Here is a 14,769-nt window from a genome sequence, read left to right as displayed (position 1 = left end):
ACGGGGTGGCTCAGCCTTCCTCGCGCCAGCGGCGCAGGCGGATGGAGAGCGCGATCATCACGGCGCCGGCGATGAGGCCGATCCACATGGAGGGCTCGAGGAAGTTGCTGTACATGCCCGGGATCGAAAACATCTCGTTGGCCGGCCCGGCGCCTGACTGGAGGTAGGCCAGATCGCGATGGGTCACCGGCACGGTGCCCAGCAGCATCCGCGAGATCACGTTGCCCCAGAGCCAGTGGCGCTCCAGCCCGACCACCTGCAGCAGGCCGGTCATCGACGTCGCGAGGCCCAGCGCCAGCGGGATCAGAAGTGCCCACAGGAAGGGCTTGCTCTTGGCCCAGGCCGAACACAGCAGCAGCCAGCCCACGGTCGGCAGCATCCAGGCCGCGTAGACCGGGATCGCCGCCAGGAACTGGCCGGCGAGCAGGAATACCGAGCCATTGCCCCACAGCAACGGGATCGGGTTGGCGCCGTGCGCTGCCGCCGCGATGCTCAGGGCGATCAGGAACGCGAACATGGTCAGGATGCCGAAGGCCGTGGCGAACAGCGGAATCACTACCGTCGCCGTCGCAACCTTGGACAGCACCGTCGACGTGTCGGAGACCGGCAGCGACTTCCAGAACAGCACGCTGCGGTCGCGGCGGTCGTCGTACAGCGCACCGAGGCAGTAGAAGAACGCGACGAAGATCATCACCAGGAAGGGCCAGGTCGCCGACACCATCAGCGTGAACGTGAGGCCTTCGGACAGTTCGTGGAGGTCATCGCTGCTCAACTGCTGGGCCAGCGTGCCCAGATCGAGACCATTGATGGTCACACCGTTGTGCTGCACCAGGCCGCCCTCGGCGACCGCCTTGTGGGCGAACACGATGCCGGCGATCAGCAGGCCGAGCGACAGCAGCAGCGAGATGCCGCCTGCGATCAGCGGGGCCCAGAAGATGCCGCCACGGTGCTCCCAGTACTCGCGCCGCAGCAGCAGGCGGAAGCGGCTGGTCGGATGGGTCGGTGCGAACGCGCGGGGCGGGACCGGGGCGTCCACGGTATCGGCGGCGGCATTCATGCGTAGGCTCCTTTCATCGTGGCCACGAACAGGTCGGCCAGGCCCGGGTTGCGGGTTTCGCCGTACGTCGACAGGGTGGAAACGGGGACGTTGTCGAACAGCATCACCGTCTTGCCGAAGGGCAGGGCGCGCTCGTCGATCGGCCGGTGGGCGCGGGCGGCATCGAGCTGGTCCGCATTGACCAGCACTTCGACGAAGCGATCGCTCAACTCGTCCATCGGCGCATCCAGCACGATCTTGCCGTTCTGGATGAAGAGCACGTCAGTGAGAATGTGCTCGATCTCCTCGACCTGGTGCGTGGTGACGATGATCGTCTTCTGCTCGTCGAAGTAGTCCTCCAGCAGGCGCTGGTAGAACTGCTTGCGATACAGGATGTCGAGGCCGAGCGTCGGCTCGTCGAGCACCAGCAGCTTGGCGTCGATCGCCATCACCAGCGCCAGATGCAGCTGCACGATCATGCCCTTGGACATTTCGCGCACGCGCTGTTTCGGGCCGAGCTTGGTGTTGGCGAGGAAGCGCTCGCAGCGGGCGCGGTCGAAGCGGGGATGCACGCCTTCGACGAAATCGATCGCGTCACGCACCCGCATCCAGCGCGGCAGCACCGCGACGTCGGCGATGAAGCAGACATCGTTCATCAGTGCGTCGCGTTCGGTGCGCGGGTCGCGGCCCAGCACCGACATCTCGCCGTCGAAGCGGATCAGGCCGAGTAGCGCCTTCAACGCGGTGGTCTTGCCGGCGCCGTTGGGGCCGATCAGGCCGACGATGCGGCCGGCCGGAATCTGGAAGCTGGTGCCGTCGAGCGCACGCGCGCCCTTGTAGGTCTTGGTGAGGTTGCGCGCGGTGATCACCGGGGTCTCGATGACGGCGTTCATTCGTTGGCTCCATTGCCGATGGACTGCAGCAGGTCCCGGGTCGACAGTCCCAGGCGTTCGATCCGTTCCACCACCTGCGGCCATTCGTCGTGCAGGAACCGCTCCCGTTCGCTGCTGCGCAGCTTCTTCGAGGCTTCCTCGGTGACGAACATGCCCAGGCCGCGGCGCTTCTCCACCAGCGCCTCGTCGGCGAGTTCCTGGTAGGCGCGGGACACGGTGATCGGGTTGAGCTGGTAGTCGGCGGCCACCTGGCGCACCGAGGGCAGCGCGTCGCCGGGCTTCAGGACGCCGTCGAGCATCATCGCGATGACGCGTTCCTTCAGCTGGCGGTAGATGGGAGCGCCGTCGCTCCATTCGATGTTGGCCATGGCCTCAGCTCCGTCCACCAGCGCCCCGGGCGAACGAGAAGTACGGCAGGGCAAAGCCACTGCGCGCACGCCGGGCGCGGGGACGCGGCGTCTCGGTGTCGATATCGGTGGAGGGCGCACGCTCGGCCTGCACGCGGGCCTTGGCGGGTACCGCCACGACCGCTTGCGGAATCGCGCCTGCCGACAGCGCCGGCCCGGCGAACATCAGCCCGGCCACGAGCGCCAGGGCGGAAGCAGTGCATGCGATGATCGGGGTGTGGAGCCTGCGGTTCATGGGGACCGTCCTGCTCTAGTGGGTAGGTGTTGTAGGTGACTATAACACCACCGCAGTGGGTGTCAACGCACCCGTTGTCAATTTCCACCCAACTGATGGCACGGGTCCGCCGGCCGTCGAGGAGTCCGCGACATGCGTGGCAATCGGCAATCCCGGTATCCGGCCTCGACCACGGCAGTCGCGCGCTGCGCCGCACTGGTGCTCGGGCTTGTGCTCTTGGCGCATACAGCCTTCGCGCAGTCCCCGGCCGCGCCGGGTGGCGTGCTGGATCACCAGTTCCGCCAGCTGGCGGTCCGCGAGACCGTGGACCTGCGCAGTGCCTACGGCGGCGACGTGGTGTTGATCGTCAACACCGCCAGCAAATGCGGATTCACGCCGCAGTACGAGGCGCTCGAAGCGATGCATGCCCGCCTGCGCCCGCGTGGATTCGCGGTGCTCGGCTTTCCGTCGGGCGATTTCAGGGAGCAGGAGTTCGAGGACGAGGCCGCGATCCAGGAGTTCTGCACGCTGACCTATGGCGTCAAGTTCCCGATGTTCCAGAAGGTGCACGTGGTGGGCCCCGAGGCCACGCCGATGTACCGCCAGCTCGCCGAAGCCACCGGGCAGGCCCCGCAGTGGAACTTCCACAAGTATCTGGTGGGCCGCGACGGCCGGGTACTGGGGCAGTGGGGCAGCCGGACCAAGCCGGACGATCCGCAGATTCTGGCCGCGATCGAACGCGCCCTGGCCGCACCCAGGCCGGCCACCCGCTGAAGGCGTGACGCTGCCCGATTGCCCCGCCACCGCGCGGCCGCGACAATAGCCGGCTGCATCGCCCGGAACGGGTCAGGAGAAGTGTGCGGATGTTGAATCAGATGCGTGCGGCCATGCTGGCACTGCTGCTGGCGCCGGTCGCCACCGCGGTGGCCGCGGAAGACGTCGACCGCGACAGGAGCAGCTACGTCGTCGGCATGGACATGGCGGCGCAGCTCGCGCAGGTGACGCCTGATCTCGATCTGGCCGTGTTCGAGGCGTCGTTGACCGCGGCGCTCGCCGGCAAGCCGCCTGCACTCGACCAGGCCGAGACCCAGCGCATCGGCCAGGCGCTGGCGCAGCGCGTCGCAGCGCGCAGCGGCCGTCCTGTCCCCGGCCTGCCGCCTGGCAGCGAGCCGCCTGCAGTGGATCGCGCCAAGGTCGGCCAGATGCTCGGCGCCGATGTCGGCCGTTCGCTGACCCCCATGCGCGACGAGATCGCCATCGCGCCTCTGATGCGCGGCGTCCGCGACACGGTCGACGGCAAGCCGCCGACGCTGTCAGCCGACGAGATCACCCGCGTGCGCCAGACCATGATCACGCGCGGCCAGATGCGCACTGCGCGCGCGGCAGACGACAACCGCCAGGCCGGCATCGCCTTCATGACCGCCAATCGCGGCAAGCCGGGCGTGTTCGCGACCGCGTCGGGCATCCAGTACAGCGTCGAGAAGCAGGGCCAGGGCCCGCGCCCGCGCGCCAGCGATCGCGTGCGTGTGCATTACAAGGGCACGCTGCTCGACGGCACCGAGTTCGACAGTTCCTACAGCCGCGGCGAACCGGCCGTGTTCGGCCTCGACCAGGTCATCGCCGGCTGGACCGAAGGTCTGCAGCTGATGCCGATCGGCGGCAAGTACCGCTTCTGGATTCCCGGCGAGTTGGCCTACGGTGTGCGCGGTAGTCCGCCGAACATTCCCGCGAACTCGACGCTCATCTTCGATGTCGAATTGATCGACATTCTTTGACCTTTCGTTCTTTGATCCATTGTCCACCTCCCGTCGTCCGCCATCTGCGGCCGTCCGTTCCAGATCCCTCATCCCGGAGTTTTGACCGCATGAAGAACACCAAGCGCCTCGCAATCGCCGGCCTCGCCGCCGTCCTGCCGCTGGCGATGATCGCCTGCAAGCCGATCGACAAAGAGACCGGCAAGCCGGTCGAAGGCGCCGCTGCCGAAACGCCGGCCGAAGGCGGCGAGATCGCCGGCCTCAAGGGCGAGCGCGAGCAGATCAGCTACATCATCGGCAACCAGATGGGCGAGCAGCTCAAGCAGATCAAGGACGAGGTCGACGTCAAGACGCTGCAGCGCGCGATCAGCGAAACGCTCGACGACAAGGCCATCGAGATCACCGACGAGCAGGCCATGGGCATCATGCAGAAGTTCGGTGAGCGCATGCAGGCCAAGCAGGTCGCGGAGATGGAAGAGAAGTCGAAGACCAATGCCGCCGAGGCCGAGAAGTTCCTCGCCGAAAACGGCAAGCGCGAAGGCGTGCAGACCACCGCATCGGGCCTGCAGTACCGCGTGATCACTGAAGGCACCGGCGCCAAGCCGGGCCCGAACGACACCGTGCGCGTGCACTACAAGGGCACGCTGCTCAACGGCGAAACCTTCGACAGCTCGATCGATCGCGGCGAGCCGGCGCAGTTCGCGCTCAACCAGGTCGTTCCGGGCTGGCAGGAAGGCCTGCAGCTGATGCCGGTCGGCAGCAAGTACGAGCTGTGGATCCCGGCGGCGCTGGGTTACGGCGAAATGGGCTCGGGTCCGATCGGTCCGAACCAGGCGCTGGTGTTCGAAGTCGAGCTGCAGGACATCGTCAAGTAAGACCCTGGCCGGTGCGCTGCCCCGTGCGGCGCGCCGGTCCATCGAGAATGCAATGAATGACACCGGACACGACGCGCTGGAATCGCGCGTCACCGAACTGGAAACGCGACTCGCGTTCCAGGAGCAGACCATCGGCGAGCTCAACGATGCGCTGAGCCAGGCGCGACTCGAGCTGAGCGCCCAGACCGGGCTGCTGCGCCGGATGATGGACGACCTGCGCCAGGCGCGCACCGTGCAGTTCCCCGATGCGTCGGAAGAACCGCCACCCCCGCATTACTGAGTACGACAGCGATGACCGATTCCCTCCGCGACCAGCTGCTCGGCCTCGGATTCAAGGCGCCGGCTCCGGCTGCGCCCAAGCCCAATCCGCGCCGCGACGAGCGTCGTCCGCGGCCCGACGACCGTCGCGGCCCTCGGCCTGTCGGCCGCAGCGCCGATGGCAAGCCTGGCGCGCCGCGTGGCGACACTCCCGCGCGTCCGCAGGCCCGCAACAGCGGCGCACCGCGCAGCGACGGCAAGCCGCGCCCGAACACCGATCGCCGCGGCGCGCCGCAGGGCAAGCGCCCGCCGCGCGAAGACATCGATCTGGCCAAGGCCTTCGCCATCCGCGCCCAGCGCGAGAAGGACGAGCGCATCGAGGCCGAGCGTGTGAAGCAGGAAGACGCGCGTCTGCGCCGCGAGGCGCGCGCGAAGCTGGAGGTGTTCCTGGCCGACAAGTCGCTCAACATCAAAGAGGCCGAGATCGCCCGCCACTTCGAGTACGGCGGCAAGATCAAGCGCATCCACGTCGACGAGGCCCAGCTCAAGGCGCTCAATGCCGGCGAGCTCGGCGTTGTGCAGCTCAACGGCCGCTACATGCTGGTGACCGCCGCGGTGTTGGCGGAAGCCGGTGCGATCTTCGCGCCGTCGGTGGCGCTGCGGATCGATCCCGATGCACCTGCCACGGACGATCCCTACAGCGATCCGATGTACCAGGTGCCGGACGATCTCGTCTGGTGATCACGTCCGCGCCCATGCGTTTCGCGATGCGTGCAGGCGCGATCGGCCTGCTCGCGTTGGCCTGCGCGGCCGCGCAGGCCCAGGACGCGTCGGAGGTCGAGTTCGACCGGCCCGGCATCGGCTTTTCGCCGTCGGTGCTGGCGCCCGGGCAGATCGCCTGGGAGCAGGGCCTGCCCGACCTCAGCCATGACGACAGCGACGGCGTGCGCACCACGCGCTACGCCGCCGCGAGTCTGTTACGCGTGGGTCTTGCCCAAGATCTCGAGCTGCAGATCGGCAGCGACAGCCGGGTGTGGGAACGCACGCGCAGCGTCGATGCGCGCGAACGCGTGCACGGCGGTGGCGACAGCAGCGTCGCATTGAAGTGGGTGTTGCCGGGTTCGAACGACGACACGCATTGGGCAGTGCTCGCGCGGCAGGGCGTGCTGACCGGCGCGTCCGACATCCGCGCCGAGCGTGCGCAGCAGGATCTCGGCGTCAGCGTCGCCACCGGCGATCTTGCCTTCTACGTCAACGGCACGCGCGACGAGAACGGCACCGGCTGGACCGTCTCGCCGAGTTACACGTTCCTGTCGACCGAGACCGTCGGTGCCTACGTGGAAGCCGGTCTCGGTACCGGCGCGCAGCGTTCGCGCGCGCTGGGCACCGGCATCACCTGGCGCGTCGCGCCTGCGGTGCAGCTGGATTTATCTGTGCTGCGCGGATTCGCCGATGACGAGGGCGACTGGACCGGCGGCTTCGGCGTGTCCTTCCTGTTGCCCTGACATTCCTCGACGAATCGCGAACCGCGCCGGAGCGCGGATCGCAACGGTGGTGTGATCAGTCCCGCGCCTGCGCGTCGTAGTCGGCGATCGGACCGGCCACTTTGCGACCGGCCTGCCACACCGCTTCGATGCTGCGCGTATTGCGGATGTCGGTCAGCGGATCGGCCGACAGCACGACGAAATCGGCGCGCTTGCCCGGCTGCAGCACGCCGCGATCGTCGAAGCGCAGCAGCTGCGCAGCCGCGCTCGTGGCGACGACCAGTGCCTGTTCGGGGCTGAAACCGGCCTGGTCGACCATCAGTTCCAGTTCGCGATGCTCGGCGAAGCCCGGCACGCGATGCGGCAGTGCGCCGGCGTCGGTGCCGAAGCCGATGCGCACGCCAGCCTCGCGCAGCGTCGACAGGTTGGCGAGATTCACCGCCAGCGCGTCGCGATGGCTCTGCGTCGCCGGATCGGCGAGTTTCTTTTCGCGCCATGCCGCATCCGACCACTGCGCGCGCACCGAGGCGGGCAGGGCGTTGCGCAGGAACGGCGTGTCCAGCCAGTCCGGCTGCTCGGCGTAGATGTAGTTCGCTTCATCGATCTGCAGCGTGGCGATGTAGCCGGTGCCCGCCGCCTGCATCGCGTCGACGAGCGGCGCGCCGATCGCCTGGTCGCGGATGCCGTGGGCGATGATGTCGACGCCGCTGGCAACGAGATCGGCGGCCGGCGCCAGATCATGGATGTGCGCAGCGACCAGCAGGTCGTGGCGATGCGCTTCCTCGATCGCGGCCTTGTAGACCTCGGGCTTCATCTGCGGCGACTTGCCGCCGAGGTCGTCGACCCAGAGCTTGATCAGATCGACGCCGGATTCCGCCTGCGCGCGCACGGCCGCACGGGCGCCTTCCGCATCGGCGGGGCGGGCGACGGGGTCATCCGCCAGACCCATGTTCGCGGCCGGCGGCGCGCCATCGGGCGTGCCGACACCGCCGCCTGCGCCGTAGAGCTGGGCGCCGAGCATCGGGTCTGCATTGATCGCGGCGCGGATCTCGCCGAACGCACTGCCGTTCATGCCCAAGGATGCGACCGTGGTGATGCCGTAGGCCTGGAACTGGCGCAGGTCGGCCGACACCTGGTCCTGCGTGTAGAAACGATCGCCGTGCTCGGTGCCGCGGGTGTTGCCGACGTGCGCGTGATCGTTGACCAGACCCGGCATGACGAAGCGGCCGCGATGGTCGATGCGTTCGGCGCCTTCGGGCAGATCGCTTGCGCCGGACTCGGCGATACGTTCGATCAGACCATCGCGGATCACCAGCGAGACTTCGCCCAGATCGCGTGTGCCGTCGAACACGCGCGCGTTGTCGATGACGATCACGCCGGTGTCGGCTTCGGGCGCAGTGGCGGATGCGGCGGTGTTCGCTACGTCATGTGCTGGGCCGCTGCACGCGGCAAGGCAGGCGGTGGCGGCGAGCGCGACGAGCGCGCCGGGGCGTCGGGACATGCGGGCGTCCTTGTTCGATGAAAGGACGGGCCAGCCTAACGACCGCCGGGTGGCGGTCGTGTGTCCAAACCTGCGCGCGGCGCTATTCCGGGTCGTAATCAAGGTTCGACGCGAGCCAGCGTTCGACCTGCGCGAGTGTCGCGTGTTTGCGCTTGGCGTAGTCCTGCGCCTGTTCCTTGGAGACGCGGCCGACGACGAAATACTGGCTCTTCGGATGACTGAAGTAGTAGCCCGAGACCGCGGCGGTCGGCAGCATCGCGAAACTTTCGGTCAGCGTCATGCTGGTGTGCGCGGTCGCATCGAGCAGTTCGAACAACCGGCCTTTCTCGCTGTGTTCCGGGCACGCCGGATAGCCGGGCGCCGGGCGGATACCGCGGTACTTCTCGGCGATCAGCGCGTCGTTGTCGAGGCTTTCATCGGTCGCATAGCCCCAGTAATCGGTGCGTACGCGCTGGTGCAGCCGTTCGGCCAGCGCTTCGGCCAGACGATCGGCCAGCGCTTTGAGCAGGATCGCGTTGTAGTCGTCGTGCGCGGCTTCGAAGCGGGCGACGTGCGGATCGATGCCGATGCCGGCGGTGACCGCGAATGCGCCGATCCAGTCGTCGACGCCGCTGTCTTTGGGCGCGATGAAATCGGCGAGGCAGAAGTCTGGGCGCTCGACCGGCTTGTCGACCTGCTGGCGCAGGAAGTGCAGGGTGGCCTCGCCGTCTTCGTGCTGCAACACCACGTCGTCGCCGACGCTGTTGGCCGGCCACAGTCCGAACACTGCCTTCGCGGTCAGCCACTTCTCGTCGACGATCCTGCGCAGCATCGCTTTCGCATCGTTGAACAACTCGGTCGCCTGCGGGCCGACGACGTCGTCGCTGAGGATCGCCGGATACTTGCCGAACAGTTCCCAGGCGTTGAAGAACGGCGTCCAGTCGATGATCTGGACCAGATCGTCGAGCGGATAGTCGTCGAACACATGCACGCCCGGCTTGTTGGGCGTGGGTGGCGTGTACTGGCTCCAGTCACCGTCGAAGCGCTGCGCGCGGGCCTTGGTCAGCGACACCAGCCGCTTCGCGTCGCCGCGATTGGCATGGCGCTGGCGGATCTCGGCGTAGTCGGCATCATTGGCAGCAACGAATGCGCCGCGCAGTTCCGGGCTGATCAGCGACTGCACCACGCCGACCGCGCGCGAGGCATCCTTGACCCAGACCGTCGGCGAGGCGTAATGGGGCGCGATCTTCAGCGCGGTGTGTGCGCGCGAGGTCGTCGCGCCGCCGATCAGCAGCGGCGTCTCGAAGCCCTGGCGCTTCATCTCGCGGGCCACGTGGCTCATTTCCTCGAGCGAGGGCGTGATCAGGCCCGAGAGGCCGATCACGTCCGCCTGCACTTCGCGCGCCTTGTCGAGGATGGTCTGCGTGGCGACCATGACGCCGAGATCGACCACTTCGAAATTGTTGCAGGCGAGCACAACGCCGACGATGTTCTTGCCGATGTCGTGCACGTCGCCCTTGACCGTCGCCATCAGCACGCGGCCGTTGTTCTTGCCCGCGTCGCCGGTGCGCAGCTTCTCGGCTTCGATGTAGGGCAGCAGATAGGCGACCGCCTTCTTCATCACGCGCGCCGACTTGACCACCTGCGGCAGGAACATCTTGCCGGCGCCGAACAGATCGCCGACGACGTTCATGCCGACCATCAGCGGACCTTCGATCACGTCCAGCGGACGTGTGAACGACTGCCGAGCCTCTTCGGTGTCCTCGACCACGTACTGATCGATGCCGTGCACCAGCGCATGCGTGAGCCGCTGCTGCACCGGCGCCTCGCGCCAGGCGGTGTTCTCGACGCGCGCCGCGCCCTTCTTGCCCTTGTAGCGTTCGGCGAGATCGAGCAGGCGCTCGGTCGAATCGCTGCGGCGGTTGAGCACCACGTCCTCGACGCACTCGCGCAGTTCGGGATCGAGGTCGTCGACGATCGGCATCGCGCCGGCATTGACGATGCCGAAGTCCATGCCGGCCTTGATTGCATGGAACAGGAACACCGCGTGGATCGCCTGGCGCACGACCTCGTTGCCGCGGAACGAGAACGACACATTGGAAACACCGCCCGAGACATGGCAGTGCGGCAGCGTCGCCTTGATCTCGCGGGTGGCCTCGATGAAGTCGACCGCGTAGTTGTCGTGCTCGGCGATGCCGGTCGCGATCGCGAAGATGTTGGGGTCGAAGATGATGTCTTCGGGCGGAAACCCGACGACTTGCGTCAGCAACGTGTAGGCGCGCGTGCAGATCTCGACCTTGCGGTCCTTCGTATCGGCCTGGCCGACCTCGTCGAAGGCCATGACCACGACCGCCGCGCCGTAGCGCAGCACCTTGCGCGCCTGTTCGAGGAATGCGGCTTCGCCTTCCTTGAGCGAGATCGAGTTGACCACGCCCTTGCCCTGCAGGCATTTCAGGCCGGCTTCGATGACGGTCCATTTCGAGGAGTCGACCATCACCGGGATGCGCGCGATGTCGGGCTCGGCGGCGATCAGGTTGAGGAACGTCGTCATCGCATGCTCGGAATCGAGCATGCCTTCGTCCATGTTGACGTCGAGGATCTGCGCGCCGCCTTCGACCTGCTGGCGGGCGACCTCGACGGCCTCGGGATAGCGGTTTTCCTTGATCAGCTTGCGGAACGCCGCCGAGCCGGTGACGTTGGTGCGCTCGCCGACATTGATGAAGAGCAGTTCCGGCGTAACGATCAGCGGCTCGAGGCCGGACAGCCGGGTGTGGCGGGGACGCGTCATGCGGCGACGTCCAGCGTCGCGGGCGGTCGGCGCGGTGCCACATCGGCGACAGCCTCGGCGATCGCGCGGATGTGTTCGGGCGACGTGCCACAACAGCCGCCGACGATGTTCAGCAGGCCCGCGGTCGCGAACTCGTGCAGCACCTCGGCCATGTCTTCGGGCGTTTCGTCATAGCCACCGAATGCATTCGGCAGACCGGCGTTCGGATGACAGGACACATACGTCTGCGCGATCTGCGACAGCGTTTCGACGTGCGGACGCAGGTCTTTCGCGCCGAGCGCGCAGTTCAGCCCCACCGCATGCGGACGCGCGTGCTGCAGCGAATACCAGAACGCCTCGGCGGTCTGGCCCGACAGGGTGCGGCCCGAGGCGTCGGTGATCGTGCCGGAGATCATCACCGGCAGGCGCCCGCCGCGATCGTCGAACACGGTCTCGATCGCGTACAGCGCGGCTTTGGCGTTGAGCGTGTCGAACACGGTCTCGACCATGAGGATGTCGGCGCCGCCGTCGATCAGCCCGTGGGCCGCGTCGCGGTAGATCGACACCAGTTCGTCGAAGGTCACCGCGCGGTAGCCGGGATCGTTGACATCGGGACTGATCGACGCGGTGCGGCTGGTCGGCCCGAGAATGCCGGCAACGAAGCGCGGGCGATCCGGCGTCTGTGCCTGCGCGGCGTCGCAGGCCGCGCGCGCCAATGCCGCGCCGGTTGCGTTGAGTTCGTGGACCAGGTGCTGCAGCCGGTAATCGGCCAGCGAGACGGCGGTCGAGTTGAAGGTGTTGGTCTCGACGATGTCCGTGCCGGCGGCGAGGTAGTCGGCGTGGATGCCCTGGATGATGTCGGGCCGCGTCAGGGTCAGCAGATCGTTGTTGCCGCGCTGGTCATGGCTCTCGCAACCGCAGCCGGCGCCATGTGCGTGGCCTTCCGCCGCATAGAGCGCGTCGTAGCCTTGCGCGAAGCGCTCGCCGCGATAGTCGGCTTCGGTGAGTTCGAAGCGCTGGATCATCGTGCCCATCGCGCCGTCGAGCACGAGGATGCGCTGGGCCAGTGCGGCATCGAGCGCCGCGACGCGTTCGGGGTGCAACCAGGTGGTCATGGCTTTCTCGCGATGATCGAGATCACCTGGAAATGCGGCGGACGCTTCTCGCGGGTGACGGTTTCGGCGCTGTGGATCTCCAGCCCGGCCTTGGTGACGAAGCGGCGCAGTTCCTTGTCCGGAAAGCCGAGGTTTGCGTGGCCGTAGGCCTGCACCGCGGTCTCATGACCGTGCCGGTCCAGGCTCGACAGCAGCAGACGACCACCCGGCCGCAGCACGCGCGCGGCTTCGGTGACGGCCTGCGCGGGCTTCGTCGCGTAGGTCAGCGCGTGCATCAGCACGACGAGATCGAAGCTGCCGGCCTCGAAGGGCAGGGCATGCATGTCGCCCTCGCGCACTTCGACGTTGGTGAACCTCTTGAGCCGCTCGGTCGACGCCGCGACCACGCGCCGGCTGGCATCCAGACACACGTAGCGGTGCGCATGGGGCGCCAGCAGTTCGGCGAGCACGCCGTCGCCCGAGGCGATGTCGAGCACGTCGCCGGTTTCCAGCAGCGGCAGCGCGGAACGCGCCAGCGCTTCCCAGGTGCGGCCAGGCGAGTAGTGACGTTCCATGTCGCCGGCCACGGTGTCGGCCCAGCTCTGGTCGGCGGCGCGCGTCGCCAGTACCGCGGGCGTGCGCTCGGCGTCCTGGCGCAGCAGCGGATCGTCGCTGCCGGTCGATAGCGCCTGCCACAGGGCGCGCTGCGCGGGATCGAGCGCGGCGTCATCGAAGCGGTAATAGGCGGACACGCCGGCGCGGCGGTCGCGCACGAGGTTGGCTTCCTTCAGTCGCGCCAGGTGCGTGGACACACGTGGCTGGGCGAGACGGGTGATCGACGACAGCTCGGCCACCGTGAGCTCTTCGACTTCGAGCAGGGCGAGCAGGCGGACACGCGTGGGGTCGGCGAGCACTTTCAGGCGCGCGGACCAGGCCTCCAGATCCATCAATATCTCCATATCGCGATATAGAGATAATTGTCGGGGCGCGGGGCGATCGGGTCAAGGTTCGGTGGCGTCGGCGTCACGCCACGGTCACACGATCCGGCGCCCGTCATACACCGTTTGCATGATGCGGAACGCGGCGCTCGCCGCGCTGTTTCCGGTCGATTCATGCTGCACTGCGGAACCGGTTTTGCGGGTGTTTTACCGGGTTGGAACGTTACAATCGCCGGATCGTTTTCGAGCAGGAGTTGCACGCCGTGGAGTTCGGTTTCAGCGAAGAGCAGTTGATGATCCAGGACATCGCGCGACGGATCGCCCAGGAACGGATCGCACCCAGCGCCGAGCATCACGACCGGACCGGTGACTTCCCCGTCGAGAACATGAAGGTGCTCGGCGAGAACGGCCTGATGGGCATCGAAGTGCCCGACGAGTACGGCGGCGCGGGCATGGACCCGATCTCCTACGTGCTGGCGATGGTCGAGGTGGCCGCGGCCGATGCCGCGCACTCGACGATCATGTCGGTCAACAACTCGCTGTTCTGCAACGGCATTCTGACCCACGGCAACGAGGCGCAGAAGCAGGAATACGTGCGCGCGATCGCCGAAGGCCGCGAGATCGGCGCGTTCGCGCTGACCGAGCCGCAGTCGGGCTCCGACGCCACGGCGATGAAGTGCCGCGCGGTCAAGCAGGCTGACGGTACGTACGTGATCAACGGCAAGAAGAGCTGGATCACGTCCGGCCCGGTCGCCAAGTATTTCGTGCTGTTCGCGGTGACCGAGCCCGACAAGGGCGCGCGCGGCATAACCGCATTCCTCGTCGACGGCAGCCGCGACGGCTTCCACCGCGGCAAGACCGAGCCCAAGCTCGGCATCCGCGCGTCGGCGACCTGCGAGATCGAATTCCAGGATTACGTGGCACAGGCCGGCGACGTCCTCGGCGAGGAAGGCCAGGGCTTCAAGATCGCAATGGGCGTGCTCGATGCCGGTCGTATCGGTATCGCGTCGCAGGCGATCGGTATCGCCCGCGCCGCGTATGAGGCGACGATCGCCTACGTCAAGGAGCGCAAGGCCTTCGGTCAGCCGATCGGCGCCTTCCAGATGACCCAGGCGAAGATCGCCGACATGAAGTGCAAGCTCGACGCGTCGCTGCTGCTCACGCTGCGCGCGGCCTGGCTCAAGGGCGAAGGCAAGCGCTTCAGCAACGAGGCCGCGATCGCCAAGCTCACCGCATCGGAAGCCGCGATGTGGATCACCCATCAGGCACTGCAGATCCACGGTGGCATGGGCTACTCGAAGGAGATGCCGATCGAACGGTATTTCCGCGACGCCAAGATCACCGAGATCTACGAAGGCACCAGCGAGATCCAGCGTCTGGTGATCGCCCGCAACGAGACCGGTCTGCGCTGATCCGCATGCCGCTTCTCCACGCCAGCATCGCGTGTGTCCGTCGCCTGCGCCGCCCTCGTGGCCGCGCGGCGTCGGTGGTTCCCGACCCGGTCGCACACGCGACCGCGTCGTATTGAGAGATTCCTTCCCGTCGGCCCGCGTGAGAACGCGGGCCTCA

General features: G+C 67.3%; 15 protein-coding genes. 7 read left to right on the top strand and 8 right to left on the bottom strand.

Features of this window, described 5'->3' with window-relative positions; all coding sequences use genetic code 11:
* Positions 1–10: 10 nt before the first annotated feature.
* From AC3A4E_RS11640 to AC3A4E_RS11625, 4 genes are read right to left on the bottom strand one after another with little or no spacing between them, the layout of a single operon-like run.
* Positions 11–1,057 (bottom strand): hypothetical protein, encoded by a 1,047-nt coding sequence (locus AC3A4E_RS11640; protein ID WP_487631619.1) that lies wholly within the window; start codon positions 1,055–1,057, stop codon positions 11–13.
* Positions 1,054–1,929 (bottom strand): ABC transporter ATP-binding protein, encoded by an 876-nt coding sequence (locus AC3A4E_RS11635; protein ID WP_487631618.1) that lies wholly within the window; start codon positions 1,927–1,929, stop codon positions 1,054–1,056. Before AC3A4E_RS11635 ends, AC3A4E_RS11640 begins: the two co-directional genes overlap by 4 nt.
* Positions 1,926–2,297, bottom strand: a complete 372-nt coding sequence (locus tag AC3A4E_RS11630; protein WP_310150180.1) for a GntR family transcriptional regulator — start codon at positions 2,295–2,297, stop codon at positions 1,926–1,928. The genes AC3A4E_RS11635 and AC3A4E_RS11630 overlap by 4 nt, the downstream gene beginning before the upstream one ends.
* A 4-nt stretch (positions 2,298–2,301) precedes the next feature.
* A complete protein-coding gene (locus tag AC3A4E_RS11625; protein ID WP_487631617.1) occupies positions 2,302–2,571 on the bottom strand; it encodes a hypothetical protein in 270 nt (89 codons plus the stop codon).
* Between the two features lie 132 nt (positions 2,572–2,703).
* Between AC3A4E_RS11625 and AC3A4E_RS11620 the strand changes: the two genes are divergently transcribed.
* From AC3A4E_RS11620 to AC3A4E_RS11595, 6 genes are all read left to right on the top strand, one after another.
* Complete coding sequence (locus tag AC3A4E_RS11620) at positions 2,704–3,324, top strand: glutathione peroxidase (RefSeq protein WP_487631616.1); 621 nt, start codon at positions 2,704–2,706, stop codon at positions 3,322–3,324.
* 89 nt (positions 3,325–3,413) lie between these two features.
* Entirely contained in the window at positions 3,414–4,325 is a 912-nt protein-coding gene (locus AC3A4E_RS11615; protein WP_487631615.1) for an FKBP-type peptidyl-prolyl cis-trans isomerase, read from the top strand.
* Positions 4,326–4,414: 89 nt separating this feature from the next.
* Positions 4,415–5,179 carry a BamJ family beta-barrel-assembly machinery protein gene (gene bamJ / locus AC3A4E_RS11610; RefSeq protein ID WP_232134815.1) on the top strand — a complete coding sequence of 255 codons (765 nt, stop codon included), beginning with the start codon at positions 4,415–4,417 and terminating at the stop codon, positions 5,177–5,179.
* Between the two features lie 52 nt (positions 5,180–5,231).
* The gene (locus AC3A4E_RS11605; protein WP_310238660.1) at positions 5,232–5,459 is read left to right on the top strand and encodes a SlyX family protein; all 228 of its coding nucleotides are present in this window, start codon (positions 5,232–5,234) and stop codon (positions 5,457–5,459) included.
* 11 nt (positions 5,460–5,470) lie between these two features.
* Positions 5,471–6,178 carry a DUF2058 domain-containing protein gene (locus AC3A4E_RS11600; protein ID WP_487631614.1) on the top strand — a complete coding sequence of 236 codons (708 nt, stop codon included), beginning with the start codon at positions 5,471–5,473 and terminating at the stop codon, positions 6,176–6,178.
* Between the two features lie 14 nt (positions 6,179–6,192).
* A complete protein-coding gene (locus AC3A4E_RS11595; RefSeq protein ID WP_487631613.1) occupies positions 6,193–6,942 on the top strand; it encodes a transporter in 750 nt (249 codons plus the stop codon).
* Positions 6,943–6,997: 55 nt separating this feature from the next.
* Here the strand turns inward: AC3A4E_RS11595 and AC3A4E_RS11590 are convergent, their stop codons facing one another.
* From AC3A4E_RS11590 to AC3A4E_RS11575, 4 genes are all read right to left on the bottom strand, one after another.
* Positions 6,998–8,422: an amidohydrolase family protein gene (locus AC3A4E_RS11590; RefSeq protein ID WP_487631612.1), complete on the bottom strand. Its 1,425-nt coding sequence runs from the start codon at positions 8,420–8,422 to the stop codon at positions 6,998–7,000.
* Between the two features lie 82 nt (positions 8,423–8,504).
* A complete protein-coding gene (gene metH, locus AC3A4E_RS11585) occupies positions 8,505–11,189 on the bottom strand; it encodes a methionine synthase (RefSeq protein ID WP_487631611.1) in 2,685 nt (894 codons plus the stop codon).
* Positions 11,186–12,283, bottom strand: coding sequence for a homocysteine S-methyltransferase family protein (locus tag AC3A4E_RS11580; RefSeq protein WP_487631610.1), 1,098 nt, complete (start codon positions 12,281–12,283; stop codon positions 11,186–11,188). The genes metH and AC3A4E_RS11580 overlap by 4 nt, the downstream gene beginning before the upstream one ends.
* A complete protein-coding gene (locus AC3A4E_RS11575) occupies positions 12,280–13,209 on the bottom strand; it encodes an ArsR/SmtB family transcription factor (protein WP_232134822.1) in 930 nt (309 codons plus the stop codon). Before AC3A4E_RS11575 ends, AC3A4E_RS11580 begins: the two co-directional genes overlap by 4 nt.
* 227 nt (positions 13,210–13,436) lie before the next feature.
* On the opposite strand from AC3A4E_RS11575, the gene AC3A4E_RS11570 reads away from it, so the two are divergent.
* Positions 13,437–14,612, top strand: a complete 1,176-nt coding sequence (locus tag AC3A4E_RS11570) for an acyl-CoA dehydrogenase family protein (RefSeq protein WP_465074711.1) — start codon at positions 13,437–13,439, stop codon at positions 14,610–14,612.
* The last annotated feature ends 157 nt before the right edge of the window (positions 14,613–14,769 follow it).

This window comes from Luteimonas sp. Soil_N_1 (assembly GCF_057656255.1).
The sequence above is the reverse complement of the archived record's forward strand: the minus strand, read 5'-3'. Positions and strand labels throughout refer to the sequence as shown.

Excerpts from the sequence above, each read along its gene's own strand:
- AC3A4E_RS11640 (WP_487631619.1), bottom strand. The coding sequence starts at position 1,057 with ATGAATGCCGCCGCCGATACCGTGGACGCCCCGGTCCCGCCCCGCGCG.
- AC3A4E_RS11635 (WP_487631618.1), bottom strand. The coding sequence starts at position 1,929 with ATGAACGCCGTCATCGAGACCCCGGTGATCACCGCGCGCAACCTCACC.
- AC3A4E_RS11630 (WP_310150180.1), bottom strand. The coding sequence starts at position 2,297 with ATGGCCAACATCGAATGGAGCGACGGCGCTCCCATCTACCGCCAGCTG.
- AC3A4E_RS11625 (WP_487631617.1), bottom strand. The coding sequence starts at position 2,571 with ATGAACCGCAGGCTCCACACCCCGATCATCGCATGCACTGCTTCCGCC.
- AC3A4E_RS11620 (WP_487631616.1), top strand. The coding sequence starts at position 2,704 with ATGCGTGGCAATCGGCAATCCCGGTATCCGGCCTCGACCACGGCAGTC.
- AC3A4E_RS11615 (WP_487631615.1), top strand. The coding sequence starts at position 3,414 with ATGTTGAATCAGATGCGTGCGGCCATGCTGGCACTGCTGCTGGCGCCG.
- bamJ (WP_232134815.1), top strand. The coding sequence starts at position 4,415 with ATGAAGAACACCAAGCGCCTCGCAATCGCCGGCCTCGCCGCCGTCCTG.
- AC3A4E_RS11605 (WP_310238660.1), top strand. The coding sequence starts at position 5,232 with ATGAATGACACCGGACACGACGCGCTGGAATCGCGCGTCACCGAACTG.
- AC3A4E_RS11600 (WP_487631614.1), top strand. The coding sequence starts at position 5,471 with ATGACCGATTCCCTCCGCGACCAGCTGCTCGGCCTCGGATTCAAGGCG.
- AC3A4E_RS11595 (WP_487631613.1), top strand. The coding sequence starts at position 6,193 with ATGCGTTTCGCGATGCGTGCAGGCGCGATCGGCCTGCTCGCGTTGGCC.
- AC3A4E_RS11590 (WP_487631612.1), bottom strand. The coding sequence starts at position 8,422 with ATGTCCCGACGCCCCGGCGCGCTCGTCGCGCTCGCCGCCACCGCCTGC.
- metH (WP_487631611.1), bottom strand. The coding sequence starts at position 11,189 with ATGACGCGTCCCCGCCACACCCGGCTGTCCGGCCTCGAGCCGCTGATC.
- AC3A4E_RS11580 (WP_487631610.1), bottom strand. The coding sequence starts at position 12,283 with ATGACCACCTGGTTGCACCCCGAACGCGTCGCGGCGCTCGATGCCGCA.
- AC3A4E_RS11575 (WP_232134822.1), bottom strand. The coding sequence starts at position 13,209 with ATGGATCTGGAGGCCTGGTCCGCGCGCCTGAAAGTGCTCGCCGACCCC.